Source organism: Rhodococcus sp. DN22, assembly GCF_036669995.1.
Taxonomy (GTDB): domain Bacteria; phylum Actinomycetota; class Actinomycetes; order Mycobacteriales; family Mycobacteriaceae; genus Rhodococcus_F; species Rhodococcus_F erythropolis.
Genome location: NZ_CP133327.1, coordinates 256,810 through 278,523, shown reverse-complemented (window position 1 = coordinate 278,523; position 21,714 = coordinate 256,810). Strand labels below are relative to the sequence as shown.

General features: G+C 61.6%; 19 protein-coding genes and 4 pseudogenes. 8 read left to right on the top strand and 15 right to left on the bottom strand.

Going from position 1 to position 21,714, the window contains the following annotated elements:
* Nucleotides 1–48 precede the first annotated feature (48 nt).
* Complete coding sequence (locus RA302_RS31355) at nt 49–783, bottom strand: hypothetical protein (RefSeq protein WP_338481186.1); 735 nt, start codon at nt 781–783, stop codon at nt 49–51.
* A 6-nt stretch (nt 784–789) separates the two neighbouring features.
* Here RA302_RS31355 and RA302_RS31350 point away from each other — a divergent pair, with 6 nt between their 5' ends.
* Complete coding sequence (locus RA302_RS31350; protein ID WP_082900796.1) at nt 790–1,665, top strand: hypothetical protein; 876 nt, start codon at nt 790–792, stop codon at nt 1,663–1,665.
* Nucleotides 1,666–1,731: 66 nt separating this feature from the next.
* Here the strand turns inward: RA302_RS31350 and RA302_RS31345 are convergent.
* Nucleotides 1,732–2,004, bottom strand: a pseudogene (locus RA302_RS31345) (HNH endonuclease family protein); the annotation flags it as partial.
* A 192-nt stretch (nt 2,005–2,196) separates the two neighbouring features.
* Here RA302_RS31345 and RA302_RS31340 point away from each other — a divergent pair.
* The 3 genes from RA302_RS31340 to RA302_RS31330 are packed head-to-tail and all read left to right on the top strand — an operon-like array spanning nt 2,197 to nt 5,941.
* Nucleotides 2,197–3,372: a tyrosine-type recombinase/integrase gene (locus tag RA302_RS31340; protein ID WP_021334719.1), complete on the top strand. Its 1,176-nt coding sequence runs from the start codon at nt 2,197–2,199 to the stop codon at nt 3,370–3,372.
* Nucleotides 3,365–5,524 carry a site-specific integrase gene (locus RA302_RS31335; protein ID WP_080656790.1) on the top strand — a complete coding sequence of 720 codons (2,160 nt, stop codon included), beginning with the start codon at nt 3,365–3,367 and terminating at the stop codon, nt 5,522–5,524. Before RA302_RS31340 ends, RA302_RS31335 begins: the two co-directional genes overlap by 8 nt.
* Before the next feature lie 18 nt (nt 5,525–5,542).
* Nucleotides 5,543–5,941 (top strand): DUF6262 family protein, encoded by a 399-nt coding sequence (locus RA302_RS31330; RefSeq protein WP_021334717.1) that lies wholly within the window; start codon nt 5,543–5,545, stop codon nt 5,939–5,941.
* Between the two features lie 31 nt (nt 5,942–5,972).
* Here the strand turns inward: RA302_RS31330 and RA302_RS31325 are convergent, their stop codons facing one another.
* A complete protein-coding gene (locus RA302_RS31325) occupies nt 5,973–6,740 on the bottom strand; it encodes an HNH endonuclease family protein (protein ID WP_021334716.1) in 768 nt (255 codons plus the stop codon).
* A 68-nt stretch (nt 6,741–6,808) separates the two neighbouring features.
* Nucleotides 6,809–6,991: pseudogene (locus RA302_RS31320) on the bottom strand (deoxyribonuclease); the annotation flags it as partial.
* 116 nt (nt 6,992–7,107) lie between these two features.
* Between RA302_RS31320 and RA302_RS31315 the strand changes: the two are divergent.
* The 3 genes from RA302_RS31315 to RA302_RS31305 are packed head-to-tail and all read left to right on the top strand — an operon-like array spanning nt 7,108 to nt 11,014.
* Nucleotides 7,108–8,214 carry a tyrosine-type recombinase/integrase gene (locus RA302_RS31315; RefSeq protein WP_047269064.1) on the top strand — a complete coding sequence of 369 codons (1,107 nt, stop codon included), beginning with the start codon at nt 7,108–7,110 and terminating at the stop codon, nt 8,212–8,214.
* Entirely contained in the window at nt 8,211–10,418 is a 2,208-nt protein-coding gene (locus tag RA302_RS31310) for a site-specific integrase (protein ID WP_058037609.1), read from the top strand. The genes RA302_RS31315 and RA302_RS31310 overlap by 4 nt, the downstream gene beginning before the upstream one ends.
* Nucleotides 10,415–11,014: a DUF6262 family protein gene (locus RA302_RS31305; RefSeq protein ID WP_047269065.1), complete on the top strand. Its 600-nt coding sequence runs from the start codon at nt 10,415–10,417 to the stop codon at nt 11,012–11,014. The genes RA302_RS31310 and RA302_RS31305 overlap by 4 nt, the downstream gene beginning before the upstream one ends.
* Nucleotides 11,015–11,060: 46 nt before the next feature.
* On the opposite strand, the pseudogene RA302_RS31300 reads toward RA302_RS31305, so the two are convergent.
* The 3 genes and pseudogenes from RA302_RS31300 to RA302_RS31290 form a co-directional block, all read right to left on the bottom strand.
* Nucleotides 11,061–11,726: pseudogene (locus RA302_RS31300) on the bottom strand (HNH endonuclease family protein); the annotation flags it as partial.
* 345 nt (nt 11,727–12,071) lie between these two features.
* Nucleotides 12,072–12,191: pseudogene (locus tag RA302_RS31295) on the bottom strand (HNH endonuclease); the annotation flags it as partial.
* A 1,072-nt stretch (nt 12,192–13,263) separates the two neighbouring features.
* Entirely contained in the window at nt 13,264–13,932 is a 669-nt protein-coding gene (locus RA302_RS31290) for a hypothetical protein (protein ID WP_075835737.1), read from the bottom strand.
* 267 nt (nt 13,933–14,199) lie between these two features.
* On the opposite strand from RA302_RS31290, the gene RA302_RS31285 reads away from it, so the two are divergent.
* Nucleotides 14,200–14,421, top strand: a complete 222-nt coding sequence (locus RA302_RS31285; protein WP_075835736.1) for a hypothetical protein — start codon at nt 14,200–14,202, stop codon at nt 14,419–14,421.
* A gap of 222 nt (nt 14,422–14,643) precedes the next feature.
* On the opposite strand, the gene RA302_RS31280 is transcribed toward RA302_RS31285, so the two are convergent.
* The 8 genes from RA302_RS31280 to RA302_RS31245 all read right to left on the bottom strand — a co-directional run bounded on the left by RA302_RS31280 (nt 14,644) and on the right by RA302_RS31245 (nt 21,639).
* Nucleotides 14,644–15,330, bottom strand: coding sequence for a hypothetical protein (locus RA302_RS31280; RefSeq protein ID WP_064112220.1), 687 nt, complete (start codon nt 15,328–15,330; stop codon nt 14,644–14,646).
* A gap of 122 nt (nt 15,331–15,452) precedes the next feature.
* The gene (locus RA302_RS31275) at nt 15,453–16,094 is read right to left on the bottom strand and encodes a hypothetical protein (protein ID WP_075835732.1); all 642 of its coding nucleotides are present in this window, start codon (nt 16,092–16,094) and stop codon (nt 15,453–15,455) included.
* Between the two features lie 14 nt (nt 16,095–16,108).
* Nucleotides 16,109–18,331: a 3'-5' exonuclease gene (locus RA302_RS31270; RefSeq protein WP_064112218.1), complete on the bottom strand. Its 2,223-nt coding sequence runs from the start codon at nt 18,329–18,331 to the stop codon at nt 16,109–16,111.
* 286 nt (nt 18,332–18,617) lie between these two features.
* Nucleotides 18,618–18,902, bottom strand: coding sequence for a recombinase family protein (locus RA302_RS31265; RefSeq protein ID WP_064112217.1), 285 nt, complete (start codon nt 18,900–18,902; stop codon nt 18,618–18,620).
* The gene (locus RA302_RS31260; RefSeq protein ID WP_099698417.1) at nt 18,899–19,123 is read right to left on the bottom strand and encodes a hypothetical protein; all 225 of its coding nucleotides are present in this window, start codon (nt 19,121–19,123) and stop codon (nt 18,899–18,901) included. The genes RA302_RS31265 and RA302_RS31260 overlap by 4 nt, the downstream gene beginning before the upstream one ends.
* A 53-nt stretch (nt 19,124–19,176) precedes the next feature.
* On the bottom strand, nt 19,177–19,692 hold the full coding sequence (locus tag RA302_RS31255) for a hypothetical protein (protein ID WP_157127663.1): 516 nt from the start codon (nt 19,690–19,692) through the stop codon (nt 19,177–19,179).
* Nucleotides 19,693–19,832: 140 nt separating this feature from the next.
* Nucleotides 19,833–20,495, bottom strand: coding sequence for a hypothetical protein (locus tag RA302_RS31250; RefSeq protein ID WP_064112215.1), 663 nt, complete (start codon nt 20,493–20,495; stop codon nt 19,833–19,835).
* Between the two features lie 172 nt (nt 20,496–20,667).
* Nucleotides 20,668–21,639, bottom strand: coding sequence for a DUF932 domain-containing protein (locus RA302_RS31245; RefSeq protein WP_058228304.1), 972 nt, complete (start codon nt 21,637–21,639; stop codon nt 20,668–20,670).
* Nucleotides 21,640–21,714 lie beyond the last annotated feature (75 nt).

Here is a 21,714-nt window from a genome sequence, read left to right as displayed (position 1 = left end):
GCGCACAACGCGACCGGCAACTTTCGTCTGGCCGCGATGAGCCGACGGTCACCGCGGAGCGTCGTGGAGCCGAAACAGAGCTGCCGCTTCGAGCCCATCCCGCAGGTACTCGTACTCCCCCACCAGCGCTGAGCGCAGAGTCAGCTCGTCGAGGTCCGATCCAGCATTGAGCAGCGCGCGGAGGGCTGTGTCATCTCCGCGTACCGGTTGCCCGAGAAGGTCTTCCGAAGCCTGCTCGAGGAAGTCCGCGAGGGAGGAGAGTGCTGAATTCGGCTCCCCGGACGAACCCGGTGCAAGGACGAAAGGCACAACGCGTGTCGGATCATGGCCAACAGCTCTCCACCTCCCGGACTCGTATCCGTAGGCGAAGTTCAGGATTTCGTCGTTGCTTGCGGTGTCGAGCCACCAGGGTTCGGCACCGTGATCGCACAAGACGGCGCGGCCGCCCTCCAAAACAGGATCAGGGTCGTGCCGATCGAAACCGAAGATCGCAGCACGGCCGCCCGAAAGCGAAATGAAGTCGAAGTGTGATCCGCCGCCGTCACGGTAGGTGACTCGATTGTTTTCGATGGTGAAGGTCGAATGGAGGTCAGAGAAGGAGAAAACTGCCGCGTACGCTGCCGCCCATCCCGCGAGCATCCGATGTGCTGCAGCCGGATCCGGAAGGTCGATTTCAATCGGAGTCATCGTCAGACCGTAACGCTCACCCCAAGTGCGCTCGGCCCGGCGTGCGCCGCACCACAGGATCACCTGCCAGCGGAAGTCCGCGGCCACTGGAAGCATGAGCACATGCTCACTATCCGGATCACCGACAACGCCGCAGCATTCCTCGGTCTCGGCGTCGGGTTCTCCACGATCGACCCCACCGACGGCCTCACACCGCAGCTCAGGGCGAAGTTGAATCGCGGAATAGAACGCCGCGGAAAGCTCCTGGTCTGGGCGGACTCACGTGCCGACGACGCGAGTCCTCCGGCGAACTTCTTCGACTACACCGGGTGGGAATGCAACGACAGTTCATTCCACCTCGAAGACTATGTGCCACTGCGCGCCCCGAATGCCGTCGCTGAAGACTTCCTTCCCTCCGGCCTTCCGGTCGAGTCGATGGGACCGTTCATCACCAGATCCGATCAACGCGCGTTGCTCGAGCAAGGCATCGCGTTCGCCCGCGAATTCGCTCAGCTTGTCTACGATCTGCCCGAACCCACCCCCGTTCGCTGCATGATCTTCGTCAACAGCAATTGCGGAACCTTCCGGTTTCACCAGATCGAGCCCGGCGTGGAGTGGACCGCACTCAACCGCCTTGAGGACGACTACCCCACCAAGTTCAGCAGCAAGGGCGTCGTCGTCGACATCATCCCCTCCACCACCAGAACTTATCGGTGCCAAGTCTGTGGATACCCTGGATTACGCGAGCGGCCCTATGCCCGAGATGGTTCGGGTTCCGGCGAGAGGTGTCCAGCGTGCGCGTTCACGTTCGACGCGGCCCCCGGCGCCGACCAGCACCGCCACAGCAGGCAATCGAGCACGCATGAACAGTGGCGTGAACGCTGGATCTCCGGCGGAATGCGGTGGCAGAGCGCCCCGGAGGTGCCTCAACCAGTGATCTGGGAGCCGGTCAACGAACTCGCCGAATTACTCACCATGCGCCAGCGACCACCACAATGATGCAACGAAAACAGTGTGCCGTTACGATCCGGTCGATCCCAGGAACGGCGTGGGCTCGCTTGTTGCACAGGTGCTCAGTACGCGGTTGATGGCATCCTTCTCTGCCTGGGTGACCCACAGGTTGTAGGTGGACTTCACGTCGACCTGCGTGGCGACGTACCGGCAGCGGAAGTCCTTGTTGGGTGGGAGCCAGGTCGCGGCGTCGCCGTCACTTTTCTTCTGGTTTGCCGGCCCGTCGACGGCGAGGAGGTTGCGGGGGTCGTTCGCGAGATTGCGTCGTTCACGCTCGGTGAGTTTCTGAGCACCGACCTGCCAAGAGTTGCTGAGTGCGACCACGTGTAATCCGTAGCTAGTAGGTAGTGCCGTTGACATCATCCTGGGCTTCCTTCCACGGATTCGGGATATGTGGGCGACGGTGTTATCTGCAGGCAGCGAGGTACGCCGATGACACCGCCGACACGCACCGTTCGGGTGCATCGAATCAGGCAGGGTCGGGCGTAGCTTCGAGTTCAGGCGAACGGGAGCGGGCTGATGGCTACAGCGCAACGTGTCACTCTCAGCGACGGTGCAACGACCTGGACGGTGATCGACAGATCGTTCGGTCTCGTTGAGCCGGTCGAGGCATACCTCGAGTACGGGCGGCAAATCGACTTCCGGCCGAACACGACCCGCGCCTACGCACAGAGCCTGGCCCAGTGGTGGTCGTTCCTGGAAGTGACCGGCACATCGTGGGATGCGGTGAAGCTGCACGACTTCGGCGACTTCATCTCTGCCCTGCGCTACGGCGAGCTGGACTCGCCGGTCCGCGAACTCCGCCCCCGACCGACGCTCAGCGACAGCACGGTGAACCTCCGCATGCGCGCGGTGATGAGTTTCTACCGCTACCAGGCCGACAGCGGAACAGACGCTGCGCCGTTCCTGTGGAAGCAAGCCCAGGTCCGATCGGGCCGCTACCTCTCGTTCCTCGAGCACGTGGCCAGGCGAGCGCCGCAGAAGCGCGCAACTATCCGAATCCGCGCCGCCCGCAAGGCCATCCCGGTTCTGACGCCGACCACGATCGACGCCCTCCAAGATGCCGAGGCCAGCTACGACCCGGTGCTCGAGGAGTGGCGAGGTGACCTGCGATATCGGTTCCTGTGGGCAGTCCTGGCGGAATCGGGCATGCGGATCGGTGAAGCCCTCTCGTTGCAGCACCGCGACTGGATCACCGGGATCGGTGGCAAGAGCGCCCGGGTCGCGATCGTGAGCAGGGTGCACCCGCACGGCCTGTCCGCCAAGTCCGGGGAGCGCGAGGTCCACATCGGGTCGCGGCTCGATCGGCTCTACGCCGACTACGTGTGGTGGCTGTGCGATCGAGGCGCCGATGTGGCCCTCGATGATTGGGACAGCAGCTACATCTTCTGCAACGTGATGCGGAACCCGCTGTTCGCGCCGCTGCGCACCGAGTCGGTCTATGCGCACCTGCGCTCGATGAAGCACCGCGACAACGACTTCCCGAACCTGATGACACCGCACTGGTTTCGGCACACCCACGCCACTGCGCTGTTGCTGGCAGGGAGCCCCGTCCACACCGTCAGTCGCCGCCTCGGCCACGCGAGCGTGCAGACCACGATGAACATCTACGGCCACGTCACCGAGGACGCCGAGCTGGCCTCGGTAGCGAACTGGCGCGAATACGTCGCCGGATGGGAGTATCCGAATGCTTAGCCCAGCAACAGATCCCGCAATCACGTCCTGGTCGCGCAGCCCCAAGAGACTGCACCAGATCGATCCGGGCTTGGCACTAGCGGACATGTTCGACCTCACCATCGCCCGCAGGCTCTGGGACTCTCTGCCCGAAGAATGCCGCAGCGATCACTTCGACAAGAAGACGATGCCGGCGCACTACCGACCGGCGATCCGCGAAGTAAACGTCGGTGGGGGCTGGACCTCCTGCTACCTGAACTTCCGCGGTTTGCCGGAGCCGATGACCTGGGAAATCGCCTGGATCATTCATCGGCGTATCGAGCTGGGTCACTTCGTCCGCGTCATCGAGACGAATGCCGTCTTCACCCTGCTGCGCGCCGCGATGCATCACGACGACGAGTGCCGGTCGGCGCAATCGCTGCTGCACCGTTCGCCGGACGAGTGGGTGAGATCCGCACGGAAGGCTCAGATGCGCGGTGAGAAGATCGGCGAGTCTGCGTTCAAAGGCGGCACCTACCGCCTCGGGCACATGGCCGCCGTGCTCGGATACGCCTATCACCGCGGCCCGTGGTGGGAGCTGAACGTCTGGAACCCCAGCCTCGACCCGAGGGTGCCCCAACGCGACCACGAACCGCAAGGTCGCACGACCATGCACTTCACCAACCTGACCAGCATGTGGTTGCGCGAGGGAGCGAAGTACTGGCTCTCGGCGGGCCTGACCACGGAAAGGTACTCGTGGAGCACGATCAAATCGCGCCTGGACGCTCTGAAATGGCTGCAACGCTACATCGACACCACCGCCGATCAGGGCCCGTGCCTGACAACCGATCCACACCGCCTGCGGGGCTTCATCCGCGGCTTCTGCGACCTGCTCCTCGCACACCGCATCGAGTCCGGGGCGCGCGCGGGCAAGCCGCTGGCGACGAACCCACGCCGCCAGATCATGACCGCGATCGAACAGTTCTACCAGTTCATGTATGACCACCGGGACGAAGCCGCCACCGAACTCGGCATCAGCGCCTGGGCCACTCTGCGACCCGAGCACTGCGTGCTCTTCCGCCCCGAGGACAAGCCCCGCCTGGCCAACGTCAAGGCAGACGGCATGGTCCTCGAAGACGATGTCATGGCGCAGATCGCCGAAGGCAGCGGCCTGCTCGCACAGCCCGTGAACGAGGGCGGACTCGGCGACCTGCAAGCCTTCCACATCATGATGCTTCTGCTGCGCACCGGACGTCGCGCCAACGAGGTGCTGATGATGGACTTCGACCCACTCGAACCGATCCTGCGCACGCGCACAGACAGTGATCCTGACAGCGCGGGATTCGTCGCCCGGATGCGGTATCAACAGACCAAGATCGAATCGAACCTCGCACCCACGATCCCCGTGGACGAGGAGATCGTCACGATCATCCGAGCCCAACAAAAGCACGCCCGAGAAATGATGGCACACTTCGGAAACCCTGACGTCACGCCAAAATACCTGTTCCTTCGCACGACCCGAAACCGACTGGGCGACAAGCCTTACCCGCTTCCGACAATGCATCTGCGGTTCAGCAGACTCACCAGCCTGCTCAACATCAGAGACTCCGTCGGACGTCAGGTCGCGGTCTCCAAGACACACCGCTTCCGGCACACCGCCGCGACCAACCTCATCAACGCCGGAGTGCCGCTGCACGTCGTGATGCGCTACTTCGGACACATCTCTCCGGACATGACCTTGCACTACGCCGTGACCTCCGCTCAGACCATGGAGGAGGAATTCCTCCGATACAAGAAAGTCACCCGCGACGGCCGCACCGCCTCGATCGACAGCTCCGACCTCTACGACCTGATCCAGCTCGACAAGCGAGCCGACCGCATCCTCCCCAACGGCTGGTGCACGCTCCCACCGAAACAATTGTGCGATAAGGGAAACGCCTGCCTGTCCTGCTCGAAATTCGTCACCGACTCCACTCACGCCCCGCAGTTGCGGACCCAACTCACCGACACGGAAACCCTGATCGAACACCGGCAAGCAGTGTTCACCGCGAAGTACGGCGCCCCGATGGACGAGACGAACATCTGGCTGCACGGCCGCCAAATCGAGGTCGACTCGCTCAACCGGATCCTGCTCTCGATCAACGACGTCTCCGCCACCGACAAGGCCGTTCGCGGCCCCGGAACCACCATCTAGAGCAAGGAGAACCAGCCCGTGCCCGAACACCTCACCGCCGCAGCGCGAGCGCGCCACACCGAGACCAGAGCCCGCGCGGACGCGGCGCTGCTGGCACTCAGCAATGCAGGCGAGCCGGTCACCTTCGCGGCCGTCGCTCGCCGCGCCAAGGTCTCCACCGACTTCCTCTACAACCAGCCCGACCTGCGCACGAAGATCAACGACCTCCGCACCAGGCGGTCGCACCGCCGAACAACTCCGGAACAGATGACCGAACCCGGACAGCAGTCTGCACCGTCCGCAGTCAGAGCACTGTCCTCGCAGCTCAAGGAACTCAAACGGCGGCACGCCGAAGAGGTCGGCGAGCTGCGCACGGCGCTCGCGGTCGCCCACGGCGAGAACCTCGCGCTGCGGCGACGATTCACCGACTCCGGCTAGCGCCCTGCGGGTAAGCGATTTCGCCGCTCGTTCACGAAACACGACCCGCTGCCTCGGCATCGGCGGGAAGCGCCTGTCCGGGACACGTCGACAGGACGGTGGCGATCGCGTCTTTCTCCGCCTGGGTCACCCACAGTCGATACCGGAGTTTGACCGCGACCTGACGGGCCACATAAGCACAACGGAACGCCTTGTTCGGCGGCAGCCACGATGCGGCATCCGAATCACTCTTCGCCGAGTTCGGAGCCTGCGTGGTAGCGATGAGATTGAGCGGATCATTCGCCAGATCGATCCGCTCGGCGGCCGACAACTGCTGCGCGCCCTTCTGCCACGAATCACCAAGAGCGACGACATGCTCGATCGGGACGAGCGGCGAAGTCGTCTCCCCACGAACGAAATTCACCGTCGTCCCGGTATACGGATCGTGAAGAACTCCCGACTGCACCACACACGGCGGCGAGACCACACCCGAGCGGACCTTGCACGTGACGTCCACAAGGTCACGGGACAATATGTCCTCGCGAGTACTCAGCGAGTTCCCGCCCCACATAACGGTGTTCGTATCAGTCCACGCGACCCCGAACTCGCTGCGCGCATACCCCGTCTTCGGCGCACGCCCCTTCACCGCAAGCTGATCCAGCGCCGACAGTGCCTCATCGACCTGCACACCAGGCGCAGAAGTTCCCGACACCGGAGCGGCGAATACCGACCCACCATCAGCGGGAAGGACCGAGCAACCAGACACAGTGACAACGAACGCCGCAGCTACCGCCGCGACCCCGGTCACGCGCTGGCGCATCACAAGGCCACCACAGCAGTGAGCGGCATGTCATCGACATAGTGACCAGCAGAAAGAGGAAGACTCCTTGACAAAGCTGCTGATAACACGTGGTCGATCTGCACGGCGGAGGATGTTGTCTGCCCGCGTTGGAAGTTGATCGTCGTCGCAGTGTACGGGTCATGGAGTACCCCGGAGAGCACTGTGCATTGCTTTTCGCCGTTCTTGAATGCGACGTTCGCAAGATCACGGGTCAAGACGTCATTTCTTGTTATCTCTAGCGCCGCATCAGGATGAAGGCACGGTAGGCACGGCGTGTCGGTCGCCCTGTCCCTCATGGTTATCTAATAGCGTCTATATCACAGGTGGGACAGCCATAGGAGTGGCGATGTCGTGTGCTGTAGAGAAGGTCATTTCACCGACGACGGGGCAGTCGGGTTGGGTGATCGTGGACGAAGAATCCATGCGCCCGGTCGCGGAGGCTTCCGAGTGGGTGCTGTTCATGCAAGGCGCCGGAAGGTCACCTCAAACAATCCGCGCATACGTTCCTCGGGTCTGTTGGTTCTTGAACTGGACTGCCGGTCGCGGACTGGATTGGCACGAGATTCGTGTAGGTGAACTCACTCGTTTCAAATTCGCCGTCGAACACACCCCAACCGTCCACTACCGGCTGCGCTCCGGCAGATCGGTCAACGCAGTGATGACCGCTGTCGTCGAATTCCTCAGGTTCTGCGGAATGCGTGGATTGGTCTCCGCAGATGTTGTTTCTGGGCTGTCCCAGCCCAAGTACCTGGCCTACGCACCCCGCGATTTCCACGAAGGTGAATCCGGTCAGCATCGGCTGATTCGTGCCAGAACCCTCAAAGCGCCGGAAGTCGTAAAGCCTCCGGAAATTATTACTGAAGAACAGTTTTCGCATGCTCTGAACTCCGCGAACACCGAACGAGACCGTTTTCTGGTGCTGTTGCTGGTTCGTTCCGGACTCCGAATCGGAGAGGCATTGGGTTCGCGCCGTAGCGACCTGCATTTCCTTCCGACCTCGGTTCATCTGGGATGCCAGGAACGTGGACCTCATGTTCATGTTGTTCGGCGTGAAGGCAATTCGAACGGTGCCCGCGCTAAAGGACAATCCCGAGTCGTACCGGTCAGCGACGAGGTGGTCACTCAGTATCGCGAGTACCTTCTCGAACGAGACAGCGTGCCCACCGCAATGACCTCGGACTTCGTGTTCGTCAACCTTCTCGGGCATCACGCCGGTTCGCCGATGTCGTATTCGAACGCAAAACAGATTGTGGAAAGGATCGGCAACCGTGCCGGTTTCCGATTGCGGCCCCACATGTTCCGGCATACGGCAGCCACAATCTGGACGCGCAACGGCACCGGTATCGACGTGGTTCAGTCGTTGCTCGGTCATGTGAGCCGAGCATCGACCGCGATCTATCAACACCCCGACGCGGAGGACCTGAGGGCGGCAGTGGAAAGAGTGGGCATATGAGCATCACCGCTCTACCCGTCGAGTCAAGAGCCCTCTCGACTGGAAACGAACAGACCTGGAAAGCGTGGTTGATCGAACGAATCGACCCGCAATGGCGAGTCGCGGAATGGGATTCACGCCGACAGGTATTCACCGGAGACGTCGACAACGAAATGACAGCGGTCTATCTGTGCCGAGTCGACCGATGCATGACGGTCGTGGAAATCTTCGACCGCCGTTGCAGGCGGTGCGAACGCCACCGCAAGCTCAACGGGACCTCACCTTCATTCTTCGACCGGACATTCGACCCCGATTCGGTTCCACGAAGAGACGAAAAAGCCTTTTCGAAAGTCGATTTCGAACTCAGTGAGGTGAACGGCACTGTTGCGGCGGAGATTATTTACGGAGTGCAGCAGCGTGACCGTGATCAGATCATCTTGGTTCCGATGCGGATCCGCAGCATAGTTTCCCACCTCCCACCGGATTGTCGCTCACTGCTCGATGTCGCCGGAAATCGCCAGTTCGAGAAGGCACTCGGAGCTGCAGCCGGTGGTGTGTTCCGGTCGTTGGTCACACATCTGCAGCGGGCGCACGTCGTGTACTCCGGTACTGATCCCACCATGGCCGACGTGTGGAAACCTGCCGTCGTGGGCCTGCAAGCTGCTCCGGACCGGCGATACAGTGCGGCCGGTGGCGTTGTGGACTTCCGAGAGATCAGACAGCGATGGCTTCGAGAGATCACCAAACAATTCGGCCGCGAGGTACGCCCACCCGTGACGACACTGCGGCACACCGTTCATGCCGCCGAAATCGCTTCACGGCAACTCTCGCTGCGCACGAACGGCGATCACCCCGAACTACTCGACCACGGTGACATGAGCGCTGTCGTCGAGGGTTTCCGCACCAGCGCCGATCGAGAGGGCAAGCCCCATTCCTTCACCCATCGACGATCATTGCTCGGGTGGTGGCGCCGACTTCTCGAGTTCTCACGCCGCACGGGCGCAATGGATGACATCCCCGGCTCCTTCGCACTCGATCTGCGTTCGCACACAATTGCCCAGGTCGAGACCAGCGAGGACGACTTCGGACGCACGATCCCCGAACATGTCATCGCACAACTCGATCAACACCTCGAGCTGCTGGGTAGGCACTCCACGTACTCCGCGCCGGGCTGGAACCCTGACGACTACGCCATGATGTATCAGACGGTCTACCAGATCATCCGGGACACCGGTCGACGCCCGAGTGAGATCGTCGGGCTCAAACGCTCATGCCTGGACTGGGTCGACGGCAAGCCCACACTCGTCTACGACAACCGTAAACGTCGCAGAATGGGGCGTAGATTGCCGATCAGCACTGCAACGGCAACCGTGATCGACCAATGGCTCGACCACCTTCAATCGCTGTCTGTTCCGGACACACTGTGCGACTGGCTCTTTCCCACGCCGGGAACCCGCAACAACATTCGCCGCGGGCACTTGAGCGGTGCGCAGTTCGGGTCCCGGGCCTTCGCCATCTGGATCGATGCAATCCCGGAACTTGTCGACGAAAGACTCGACGATGACGGAAACCCAGCTCTCTACGACAGATCAATGATCACTCCTTACGGATTGCGGCACTCCTACGCTCAGCGGCACGCTGACAACGGCACACCGGTGGACGTCCTACGCGAATTGATGGATCACCGCAGCGTCGACACGACCATGGGATACTTCTCCGTCACACTCAAACGTAAACGCCAAGCCACCGAGGAGATTTCGAAGTTCGCGATCGACAGGCACGGACGACCGGCGGGATTCACGTCGGTAACGGAGTACGAGCGACAGTCGGTGGCCGTGCCCTTCGGAAACTGCACCGAACCCTCGAACATCAAAGCCGGCGGCCAACACTGCCCGATCCGATTCCAGTGCGCAGGATGCTCCTTCTACCGACCGGACCCGTCCTACCGGCCCGCAATCGAGCAGCATCTCGCAGAGCTGCGCACAGACAAAGAAACTGCAATCGCCACCGACTCCGCGTCGTGGGTGATCACCAACTTCGACGCCCAAATTCACGCGTTCACGGACGTCATCTCGTCGATGGACGCAATGCTTGCCGACCTGCCCGCAGACCAACGCGCGGTCATCGACAACGCCTCCCGCGAACTGAGGAAAGCGAGGACCGCAGCTGCCTTCATACCGCTCGAGTCCGTAACCACCCACACGAACGAGGACGAACAACGATGACTGCCGATGACCGTGACATACGAACCCAACGGCTCATCGCCTCCCGTCGACGTGACAGCGCTGACAAACAACGCAGAACGCTGACAGTCATCGCCGACCTCTCATCCGCTGGCGAACGCATCAACATCAGCGAAATAGCGCGTCGCGCAGGCGTTTCTCCATGGTTCATCTACAACACCGCAGCAATTCGAACCGCCGTCGAACGCGCCACAGAAGAGCACTCCCACACCGCCACCAGAAGCAGCGCCGGACGCACGTCCGCTACGGCGGACAGTCTTCACGCCGAACTGTTGATGGCGCGTGAGGAAGTTCGGGCGCTACGAACGGACCGAACCAAGCTCGAGACCAAAGTGCAACTACTACTCGGCAACCAACTCGAACACCTGCCGCACGACACACTGCTCGCCCGTATCCACGAGCTCGAACAGATAGCAGCCGAGCTGCGCTCGGACCTCGACTCCGAACGCAGACGCGCCGACACCATGACAACACGAACCGAAGAACTCCAGGACGAGCTCACCGCCGCCCGCGCCTCACTCAAAAGGATGGTTCAAAGCGTTTCTCCAGCACGACGAATCGAAGCAATCGGCACATAAGAACACACCCCAGCAAGCATCGGAATCTACGCGGAACTGTGAATCAACACGCGGACAATACGGCAGACATCGCATCCTTCTCTGCTTGAGTCACCCACAGGCGGTAGACCGACTTCACCGTGATCTGCTTCGAGACGTAGGTGCATCGGTACGCCTTGTTCGGGGGAAGCCAGGATGCGGCATCGGAATCAGACTTCTTCGCGTTCGTCGGTCCATCCACCGGGATCAGATTTCGGGGATCGTTCGCCAGATTCGTGCGCTCCTGAAGACTCAATTGTTGCGCACCCTTCTGCCACGAATCGCTCAACGCGACCACATGGTCAATCTGAACTGCAGTCGAAGTATCCTGTCCCCGAACAAAATTGATCGTCTTTCCAGTGTAAGGATCAGCCAACGTGCCAGAGAGAACAACACATTGCTTCTTTCCTTCTTTGAAGACCACGTCAGTCAGCCGCGAAGCCAACAGATTATTGCGCGTATCGCACCCGTCATGCCCGAACTCCACATCGACATCATCAGACCATGCCTGACCGAACTGATCTCTGCTGTAACCAGTTTTCGGAGCACGCCCCTTCACCGGAAGCGTCTCCAACAGCGCAACGGAAGAAGCCACATCAACATCGTGCTGACCAGGGCTATCCACAGACAACGATCCTGCTGGGATCACATCCGCCAACGTCGTACTGCAACCGGAAATCGACAACCCGACCAAGGCAGTGACGGCAACCAGGAGGGAACGGGAACGCACCAAGCGACTATGCAACGTGAAACTCCTAAATCATATGCAGTGCAGAGGATCTGCACTCTTATCAACAAAACTGATGAGGATGATTGTCGGGAAATCCCGACATCAGACCAGGTGTGCTACACATCCACCGAACCCAATCAACCGGCCACGTGCGTGATTGAACATGCCATCGTCCCTATCCGTGCGGTCGAACCGGTCGACCGTCACACGAACTGACCATCGTCACTCACATAACTCACACCGTCGACATCGAACAATGGGGGCCTACCAGCAAGGTTTTGAGATATGTCAAAACTGCGTGCAGATAATTCGTGTGTCACAACCATTGTGGCCAAATTCGACGTCAACATCATCTGTCCATGCGACCCCGAACTGATCACGGGAATAGCCCGTCTTGGGTGCGCGCCCCTTCACAGGAAGCGTTTCGAGAAGAGTCGTCGCGCGGTCGAGTTCTGTGCCGGTCAGCTGCCAATTCCGAGGTGCTGACCCGTCGCTCGTGGCGTTGAGTGCGCTCGGTTCGACCTCTGCTCCTACAGGATTCACGATGCCCGGGTCAGCGGCGATGGGCGCATTGAACTCGCAACCGCTGATCGCCAACGCAAGGATGCCTGCGAAGGCGCCGGCCACGAAGGACGTCGCTACATGGCGGATCGGTTTGGTTGAGTGTCGAATTCCGAACACTGAATGTCCTTTCGGTGAAGTTGTTACGTATCGGGTTTGGGCAGTATCAAGTTGTGCGTTGATGAGTTTCATCAAGTGAGGTGGTGGATGCGGCACGCACGATTCGGCGGGCTGATCGCTGGGCCACTGATGGGTTCAAACACGCAGATGAGTCGGGAGGTAAGCGCGCTTCGGCATAGTGTCGAGGTCAGTCAGCGCTCCAGCCTTTCGATTTCGTTGGTTTGTAGATGTTCGCCCCAGGTTTGAGTGCGTACGTCGGCGCATATCGGGCAGTAGGTTTCACCGCGGGCGCAGGTCCACCCTGCTCGCGTTTCGTATTCGTCTCCAGTGCAGTAGCTTTCGCTCATTACTTCTCGAAGATCCGTTGTTCCGCACGCGTCGCAGGTGAAGTTCGCCGACATTGCCGCTGGCATTCCCGTTCGGGTTGAGTCGTATCCGAGCGGTTCGCCTTTCACACGTTCGGGCAGGGCTCGGTGGTCAAGGAATACGCGAGTGTGGGCGATCGCAAGACATATGCCGACAAGGATGGCCACTGGCACAGCGGCGTGGGTTGTCAAGAAGGTCTGGATAGTGGTCGGGCACATTGGAGATCCGGTGCCGCCCAGCAGGGTTGTGTAGCACTCGGCGGCAGGTTCGAGCTGTTCGACAGGGGGCAGGGCGAGCATCCAAGTCAAACCCGCGACCGCAATCAGGTCGAGCAGCAGTAGCGTGCAGATCTGACTTCTCATCGACGTTCCCTATTCGTGTTGGAGCAGTTCAACGGTGATCTCGGCGTGCTCGGGCAGAGTCGTCAGAGCGAGTCCGAGGGCCGGCCATCTGGTTATTTCGTCGAGCGTTCGTCGCGTGGGGTCCGCTCACGCTGCTGCAGGCGTTGTAGTCGAGCGGCTGGCGCTGTGGTGCGTCGCTGGTTGATCCAGGTGTGCACGATCGTCTTGTAGAGCGCTGGTTCTGTGGTGGTGAGGAGTCGTTGGGCGGCAGGTAAGCCTGCAGCGCTGGTTGCTTCACTGTCAGCTGCCCATGTCCTGTCTTGGAATCGCCGGCGTCGATACCGCAGAAGCCACAGACCTGCAGGGACGAGCATCGCGGCGGCGACGAGTGCGGTCAGTCTGGAACTGCTGTCGACGTCGTGGCTGAATGCAGCAGGTAAGAGGATGAGCACAGCGGCGAGCATCCCGAGCGGTGTGCCGTATCCGGGTTTGTGTTGGCGCGGAGGGTATTGCGCCCAGGACAAGGTGTTCGCGACGATCCAGCGTCCCGCAGCAGTGTCGGTGTGGGTGTCGATGTCCGTCGCTGATACGGCGAGCACGGGGACGGGATCACCGTCGACGCGGTGGTGGTAGACGCGGGTTTCGCCGACGGGGACGCGTTCCGCCGACGCCACCTTCGGGTACCGCCGGTTCACTGTCTGCAGGTCGGCGGCGGTGTTCGACCACCAATCGAGTTCGGTGCGGGTGAGCGTCGTTCTTCCTGTGGCTCTGATCTTCGTCATGAGAGTGCCTTCCGGATTGTGTATCCAGGTCGGACGTTATCGGGCGCTGTTCCGGTGTAGTGGTGCTCGGCTGTGTCTTGAACGGGTGGTGGGGTTCCGATCGCGGCGGTCGGTGCCGGTGGGTCGTGATGCTCGCGGGATCCCTGATGATTCGACCGTCGTGGGTGGACAGCAAGGCGCGTGTGGAACATTCCACGGGCTCTTGGTGGTTCGCAGGCGCTGGCGTGGATGCCGCCTAGAGGGAGGGCTGACCGATAGCGTTTGGATATGACCAAAGCATCCAGTTTCCTCTTTCAGGCGCAGGACTTGGCATCCGACGATGATGCGCCGCGGTTGCGATCAGCGTTGACGGCCGCGCGTGAGTGTGAGCAGAGAGGGGGGCCGTACCCCGACGAAGTGCAGGAGGCTGCACAGTTGGCGTACGAGTTGTTGGAGATCGCTGCTCCCGAGGTTGTTGCGGAGCTCGGTCCACCGTCGTGGTCAGCGTAGTAGCGGAATGGTGAAGGCCACGTCAGCAGAAGCGAACTCGTTCTGCTGACGTGGTCTTCCTGTGTGGATCCCTCTTGCATCGGTAGACCTCGAAAACCGCACATCCTGGCCTTCGCTACCTTCGGAGTCATTACTGTGAGCGGCGCCGTCGGACTGGGCGCCTCTAGTGCTCCTTTGTACAGTTCGGGGTGAACCGATCGGGGTGGGTCGACGACCTGCGAGCTACTTGGTTCCGCTACGCAAAATGTTGCGGCGGAGACCCATTGCGTCGAACCGGTCGTTGAACTTGCGGAACTGTGGGCCGAACACCTTCGCGAATCGTGACGTGACCTGAACGGGGAATGACGTAGCAAGCAGCACAATCGCTGCTGGGATCACGTCGCTCGCCGACGTCGATGTCGACAGGGCGATCGGAAGCCCAGCGTTGTGCGCTACGAGGGCCGTCGAAACCAGAACTGCCACATACAAAGACAAGAGTGGCTGAGACATGGACCCCACCGTCCGCGCCCAGCTGATGACGTATTCGAGATCGCTTCCAGTGGCGGAAGTTTTACTCCGTGCGCGCGAGATGAGTTTCGACGCCGTAGCTATGAGGGCCACGACGGCGATCAAACCGACGAGTGACACGACGACCAGCAAGGTAATGACTGCAACTGCATTGACGCTGCTACCTGCAACTTCTGCGGTCCTGGTGAGGGCGGAAGCCAAGTCCTCCAGTGCGTTGATGCCCTGCGAGCTCGTTTCGGCGGTCGGGGTTTGCCACCACGATCCCGCGAGAATGAAGGTGAAGAGAAACGTGAGTAGCGCCGTTGTTGCAGCCAGCCTCGTGGCTTGTGGCCACGGACTCTTCGTGGATCGAGCAGATAGTTCTGCGGGTGCGGTGGGCCCTGTTTCTGTTGGATGGGACATTGGGCTTTCTCCTGTTCTCGGTGTGCAATTCGAGGTCGGCCCCGGAATGGGACTGGCTGGTAGTGGGTTACTGGCCTTTTAGTGCGTTTGCCGGCGACGGGGGCGGGGCGGGACACGGTCGATTAGGTGGCGATGTGTCGGGACTCAGCGCGCAAGACGACTTTGCGCATGATCGACGTAATCGTCTGCATGAAAAGTGATCCCGTCTGGGATGGGTATGCGCACAGGACTAACAGGAGCACCCACACGATCGCTGACACGGCTCCCTGCACTGTGAGGATCGCTACAGAGTGGCCGGCGCCTCCGGCAGTGACGGCCGTCGAGATCAGCAGCGCCACGTACCACCGCAACACGGGGCCGACCGTCCGACTGAGGCGCAGCGAGAATCTGCGCCAGGATTCGGCGAAGTCCGTGAATACGCGTGCCCGTAGGCCGTATGTGGCGACGGAGAGGATGAGTGCAAATGTGAATGCGCCGAGAGTGATGCCTGCGCCGACTCTGTCGACTGCTGCTGTGCTGGCGCCAGTCTCCTCCGCGAACGAGGTCAGGGATGTAGACAGGTTGTAGAGCGATCGGGTCCACGCGTCGGTGGTGGTCTCGTCGAAAGACACTCGCTCCCGAGGCGACTCGGAGAATGCGGCAGTCAGTATCGCTGCTGGTACAGCGAAGCTGGCGATCGAGCCGCAGACGGCCCGACTCACAGTCCCCGGACGCCGAGGGTGGGAGTCGGGAAGGTTCGACTCGATCGTCGATTGTTCGGACACGAATGGCTCCGCTTCTATTTGTGTTGATCACGCCAGAACCCGAGTAGGGCTCGAGCTGTCATATGGGCGTCTTTGAATGCGTTGTGAGCATCGCGGTACTCGACGCCGTGTGCGGCAGTGAAGTCAGCGAGGCGAGCACCGGTGCTGTTGTGGTCGAATCGCCTGGAGAGCGTCATGGTGTCGATGACGCGGTCGGCGGAGACCCCGTTTGCGGCGAAGTATTGGCGTTCGAAACTCGCGTTGTGCGCGACCATCGTGGTGTTTGGATCGCTCAACAGTTCCTGCAGTCTTGTTTTAGCCTGGGACTGCGCAAATGGCGGCTTGCCGTGGATGTCCTGGTAGTTGATGCGGTGAACGTCTTTGGCGCCCGTTCCGATCGTTCGTGCTGTGCGAGCATCGATTCCGTGAAGTTCGTCGATTCGTTCAACGACCTTGCCTTGCCCGTTCATCACGACTGCGCCGGTTTGGATGATCTCGCCACGTCCCGCTGACAGAGAATTCGTTTCGATGTCGGCAACGACGAAACGACGGCGGGTATCTGCGGCTGGGTTGTACGACTTGTAGAGGCTGCGGACGGCGTCGTCCGCGGATCTGCCGGATGCGACTTCGGCGCTGATCATCTCGTGGGCTTGTGCGGTGCTGATGCCACGGTAGGCGGCCAGTTCGGCTGCGGTGGCCCGGTTCTTCGCGTGTCCAGATTCTGCGCGCGGCGCTTTCGTCCAGGTGAAGGTGCCGTCGTTGTGGGCGGGTTGGGGTGGGTTTGTCTTCTCGGTCTGCCAACTGTTCCAACGGTTGTCGAGTTTTTCGCGTAGCTCGGGCATGGTGGCGGGTTGTGTGAGGCCGGTGAGGGGTTCATCGGCGTGGATTCGGTACTGCCGGTAGGTGTGACCGTCGATGTTGACGGCGATGTCGGCGTGTTTGAGCCCGGTTGCGTCGAGCGCGTTCGCAGCTTCGGCGCGCACGTGTGGTGGGATATCCGCTCCGTAGCCGTCATTTGCCGTGGCATGTTTGACGATCAACGCACCATCGGGGGTGTTTCCGTCGCTGCTGGTCACGGCTGTCAGTTCTGCCTGCTGCCAGGGGCGTTCACTGTTTCGCCAGATCCCGGGGGTTGATTGGACCGACAGTCCGGGGTTGGCGGCCGCGAAGTCCGCTGCGGTGGTGTGTTCCCAAGCTGCGGCCCGGCCTTCACGTCCGGTGTGCTGTGTGTGGGCGAGGTGAGCGCGGCTGATGTCGTCGTCGGTGACAGCGTTGATCGCGGACAGCTTCGCACTTGTCGCGGTGTGGGGGCTGTTGGGGTCCTTGACGCCGGCGGCGGCACCGATGTGGGTGCCGGGGATTCCGTCTTGCCGGGCGCGCAGTTCAGCTTCACTGCCGGGAACGTGTGTGCCGATATTGATGCTGTCGCCGATGGTGGTCCCGGAATATGCGGGCGGGGTGGAGAGTTCGCTGACTCTGGCCGCGTATTGCGCGCTCTCGTTGGCGTAGGCGTTCAGGTCGTCGTCGGCGATGAGACGGTCACAGTGCGCGTCGTGAAGGCTGTCGCGGGCCACGGATACCGTTTCGATGTTTGTGCTGGTTTTCGCCGCTTCCCAGCCCCTTTCGGCGTCGTGTTCCGCGGCGTGGGCGTAGTCGCGTGCTTTGAGGAGCTGTTGATGCTCTGCCGATTGGGCACGTTCGTCGAGGACTGCGCGGGCTTCGTCCACGTCGAGAGTGGCGGCGTGTTCGCGTGCCTGGTCCAGCTCGTCGGATCGTTGACGTCGCAGGTAGTAACCGGAGGCGGTGTCCGCGGTCCATTCGCGATACGACGCCTGCATTTCTTCTTCGAACTGGTCATCTCGCCATTCTTCGTATGCTGCTTCGGCAGCGTCTTCGGAGCTCGCGTACTCGGCGAGGGTGCTCGGCGCGAAGCCTGCGTCGATCATGTCCTGGCGATGCTTCGGGTACTCCGCGGCGTAGTCGCGGCCGAACTCGCTTCCATCGGGGATCGCCGATGCGGGTGGCTGAGCGCCTGCACGGAGCTGGGCTTGTTCGGCGGCGGTCAGGGTCTCCCCCATCACGGCTTTGCGCTGCAGTTCTAAAAGTTCCAGATGCTCGGTGTCATAGACCGATTCGGCGGACAGCGCATCGGCATACGCGGCCGCGTGGTTGGCGGCTCTACCGGTGCGGCTGCAGCGGGCAGCTGCATCTGCCGAGCACCGACGTGGACCTCCCGGTTGGTTGGCTCCGATGCACACTCTGACCTCACCCCCAATTCGGCGCCCTGATCAGACCGCCTCGCTTGGGGCGGTCTGATCTGGACGCGGATTGTGTCGCTCCTCCGATAGGTGAAAACGTAACTTGCACGGTTCCGGTCATCGAGGTGCTGGGATGGAAGGCGACTATGCGTGAGACAGCGGGGTGTGCGCGGCGATGGAATCTGCCTCTCACGATCTGCGCCGGACGGGGGCGGGATGGAGGGCGGCCTCCGCCCAGACGGTGACAGCCGCTTGACCGGGCTGGGCCGCTGTCACCGTCCTCGAGCTAGGCAGCTCGGCGCTCACCGCTTTCCCGGAACACTTCTTCGCCAAAGATGCTTGTGACCTCAGTCATTCGCGGTTCCTGGCGGATCTCCTCTGCAACAGCTGTCTTGAGCAGTCGAGAGATGTTGTTCCGCCCCCACACCACTTTTCCTGCCGGCGTGGGAATCCCCTCGTCGTTGAGTTCGTCGCAGATGTATTGCATGGTTTTCCCCTCGTTTCGCAGCACCAGAATTCTGCGGAGTACGGGCAGAGGGCAGAGCATCGGCCGCCCGACACGGCCGCTCACTGCTCGCCACCTCCCCCGAGGCGGTTGAGCAGGACGTCCAAGAGCCGGAAGGCGCGCTCGGAGCGATCCGCGGACCCGAGTAGGGCAAGGAGCAGCGTGCAGGGGACCACGGTGAGCATGATGATGCCTCGCCACCGCGTCAAGAGAAACGCAACTGCCCAGATGATCAAGGCCGCAGGCGAATTGGGCATAGCTTCGGCCAGTGTAGTGAGAAATTTCACGGAGAACTACCTTCCACGCAGATTGCGTGATTGGCGGGCCTTGTCTCCGTCGTTTAGACGTCCAGAAGGCCCGTAAGTGGATTGGAAACAATCGACTTACGGGTGTTGTTGGGGCCGCGAGTGACCTGCGGCTTGGTAGTGACTGTCCGGCCTGGTGCTTCACCCTGCTGCGCACGGCGAACCAATAAGGATCTCAAGCGGGCAATTCTTGCGGTCTCGGTTCGGACGTTCCGGCGTCTGAACTGAGAGAGGTGTTCGTCAAGGCCGGTGACTTTCGGCGGCTGGAATGGGTTGTACTTGGACAACCACGATCCGACTTGCCGTCGGGTTTCCATGAGCTGATCGAAAACCTGGCGCAACGGCGACACAGCACGGATCGCATCTTCGCGAGCTTGAGACACAGAACGGTACGCGTCGCGGAAAGGATTCAAGAGCTGTTGGCTCATCCTCCGCTGGACCTCAGCGACTGCAGGTATACGCAGTGCCCGCTCCGCGGAATCGAAGGCCCGATAGTGAGCAGCAGTCAGCACGGGGTAGCCCGTGCTGACTGCTGTCACTAGTGTTGCCATGCCTCCACGATACTGCTTCCGCGAAATGTCCGTATATTGACGCGATTCCATCAGCCACCTCGCAGGCACCGCAGCTCCGCCGTCACCGCGGTCGAACTTAGGACCGCGGTGACGGTGCTCCTCCCAGCCGGCAGATCGGGTCAGGCGGACAGGCTCCGTTTGATCGGGTTGTAGTGCTCGTCGAGCCAGCGACGCAGCTTCGCGTCTTCGATCGGGTTGGCAAATGCTGCCGCGATTACGACTGCCAAGGTCAACCCTTCTGCATCGATCAGAGCTGTTCGGACGTTGATCTTCGTTCGTAGATTTCGGCTTCCGTCGCCGGGGCGGGTGAGTCGAACGGCCACGGAATCCGATGGGTGGTCGATGCTGTAACGGTAGGTACCGAGGATATTCAGGTGCAGGGCCCAGGAGACGAACGACTCGCAGCCTCCGAGAGGGCAGGCCTGCAGGGGGCCGTCACCGGGGCTGTGGCCCCAGCGGGCGACGCGCGCACGGTATTCGGCTGCTGCGTCGATCTCTGCTTGTACGTGGAGGCGTTGGAGCTTCCGCAGTTCGGCGGGAGGGCGGCGGTGCAGTAGCGCGAGCTCGAGTGTTCGCATGGAGGTGGACAGGCCTTCGGGGGTGGCACGTTGTTCTGCGAGTGCGGCGGTGTGGGCTTCGGCTAGTCGCTGACTGCGTGTGTTGGCGTCGGCGATGTCGCGGGATCGGTTCTGTATTCGTTCCCGGGTTTCGGCGATTTCCTGGTCCAGTGCTGCCAGCGCGTGCGCGTTGTCGTCGTCGGCGGATGTGTCGAGTGCTGGCATCGGCAACTTTCGAGGTGCGGCGGGCGTCGGTGCGTCTCACCTTATGGCCCGGGTTTCGTCCGTTCTCGGGTTCGGCCGCTTCTGGTGCCTGCGCTGGTCGCAGCAGTAAGGGTCGTGAACGCAAGAAACCCACCCCGGCGACTATGCCCGGGGTGGGTTGGTGTTCTCGAGCCTATGCGTGCGTGAGCATGCGATAAGCGGCCTGTTTCGTTCCCGCCGAGTCAGTGTTGGTGAACTGGCGGGCGGCTCGAGCCTGGTCGACGCTTTCACCGGTGCTGGTGCGGACGCCGCGCCCCCAGTCTTCCCACTCCACTACTGCGTTCAGTGCGCCCCACCGCGTCGCGCGGCCTTCGGATTGGGTGTTGGCGATGTTGAACAACTGCATGAGTTCGCCTCGACGGTTCTCCCACCGGGTGCGTGCGGCTTTCTGCGACTCTTCCGGCTTCGGGTAGAGGGCATCGATGTAGTCCGCGAACTCTCGACTGGTCATCGGCTGAGAGATCAGCATTTCGCCGACCGCCGCGAAACTCTTCGCGTATCGAAACGCGCCCTGCAGCAGGATTTCGGCCATGCGGCTGTGCGCGGAGGCGGTATGCGGGATGGACCAGCGCTGCGCTTCGCCGATACCGACTGTCATGCCGTTCATGCACACCAGCCGTTTTCCGCTGATCTCACCGGAGATGGAACCTGACCCGTCGTGCGAAGTCCGGATAACGATCCCGAAGTCCACGACGTCCTTTCCTCCGATACGAACGCGTGCCTCCGGGAGATCCATCGTCAGAAACGTCTTACGACTGTGGTCGAGTGACCCTGCGTGGGCGAAGGTGGCGCCGAGATCCCTTGCGTTGTCGGCGATTGCGAACGCGTCGGCGTTGGTCACCGGCGTGTAGCGGGAACCGACGACGGCAAGCCCCTGGTACGTGTCGTCACGCATGATCAGTCGCTGCCCCGGAAGGGAGGTGTTGATCAGGCCAGACTCGCCCATCAGGGTCAGGTGGTCGGTGTTGTGCACGGTCAGGCCCCAGTCCAGTCCGGCGGTGCGCAACGCTTCTGCAGTGTCGCGGGATCCGGCGACATCGGTGCCGAGCACGGCCTGAGCGGGCAGGCGGTGAGCGGGGCGGGGAAGGGTGGTCGATGCGGTCATGATGTCCTCCAAGGATCGGCCCCGGTGGGGGCGGTGTGTGCAGCTCCGATGCCATGAAGTTATTGAGATCTCGTA

Coding starts and splice junctions, on each gene's coding strand:
- RA302_RS31245 (WP_058228304.1), bottom strand. CDS start 21,639: ATGACCGCATCGACCACCCTTCCCCGCCCCGCTCACCGCCTGCCCGCT.
- RA302_RS31255 (WP_157127663.1), bottom strand. CDS start 19,692: ATGGCAACACTAGTGACAGCAGTCAGCACGGGCTACCCCGTGCTGACT.
- RA302_RS31310 (WP_058037609.1), top strand. CDS start 8,211: ATGAGCATCACCGCTCTACCCGTCGAGTCAAGAGCCCTCTCGACTGGA.
- RA302_RS31340 (WP_021334719.1), top strand. CDS start 2,197: ATGGCTACAGCGCAACGTGTCACTCTCAGCGACGGTGCAACGACCTGG.
- RA302_RS31290 (WP_075835737.1), bottom strand. CDS start 13,932: ATGACGAAGATCAGAGCCACAGGAAGAACGACGCTCACCCGCACCGAA.
- RA302_RS31250 (WP_064112215.1), bottom strand. CDS start 20,495: ATGCCAGCACTCGACACATCCGCCGACGACGACAACGCGCACGCGCTG.
- RA302_RS31350 (WP_082900796.1), top strand. CDS start 790: ATGCTCACTATCCGGATCACCGACAACGCCGCAGCATTCCTCGGTCTC.
- RA302_RS31325 (WP_021334716.1), bottom strand. CDS start 6,740: ATGCGCCAGCGCGTGACCGGGGTCGCGGCGGTAGCTGCGGCGTTCGTT.
- RA302_RS31305 (WP_047269065.1), top strand. CDS start 10,415: ATGACTGCCGATGACCGTGACATACGAACCCAACGGCTCATCGCCTCC.
- RA302_RS31355 (WP_338481186.1), bottom strand. CDS start 783: ATGCTTCCAGTGGCCGCGGACTTCCGCTGGCAGGTGATCCTGTGGTGC.
- RA302_RS31315 (WP_047269064.1), top strand. CDS start 7,108: ATGTCGTGTGCTGTAGAGAAGGTCATTTCACCGACGACGGGGCAGTCG.
- RA302_RS31285 (WP_075835736.1), top strand. CDS start 14,200: ATGACCAAAGCATCCAGTTTCCTCTTTCAGGCGCAGGACTTGGCATCC.
- RA302_RS31335 (WP_080656790.1), top strand. CDS start 3,365: ATGCTTAGCCCAGCAACAGATCCCGCAATCACGTCCTGGTCGCGCAGC.
- RA302_RS31280 (WP_064112220.1), bottom strand. CDS start 15,330: ATGTCCCATCCAACAGAAACAGGGCCCACCGCACCCGCAGAACTATCT.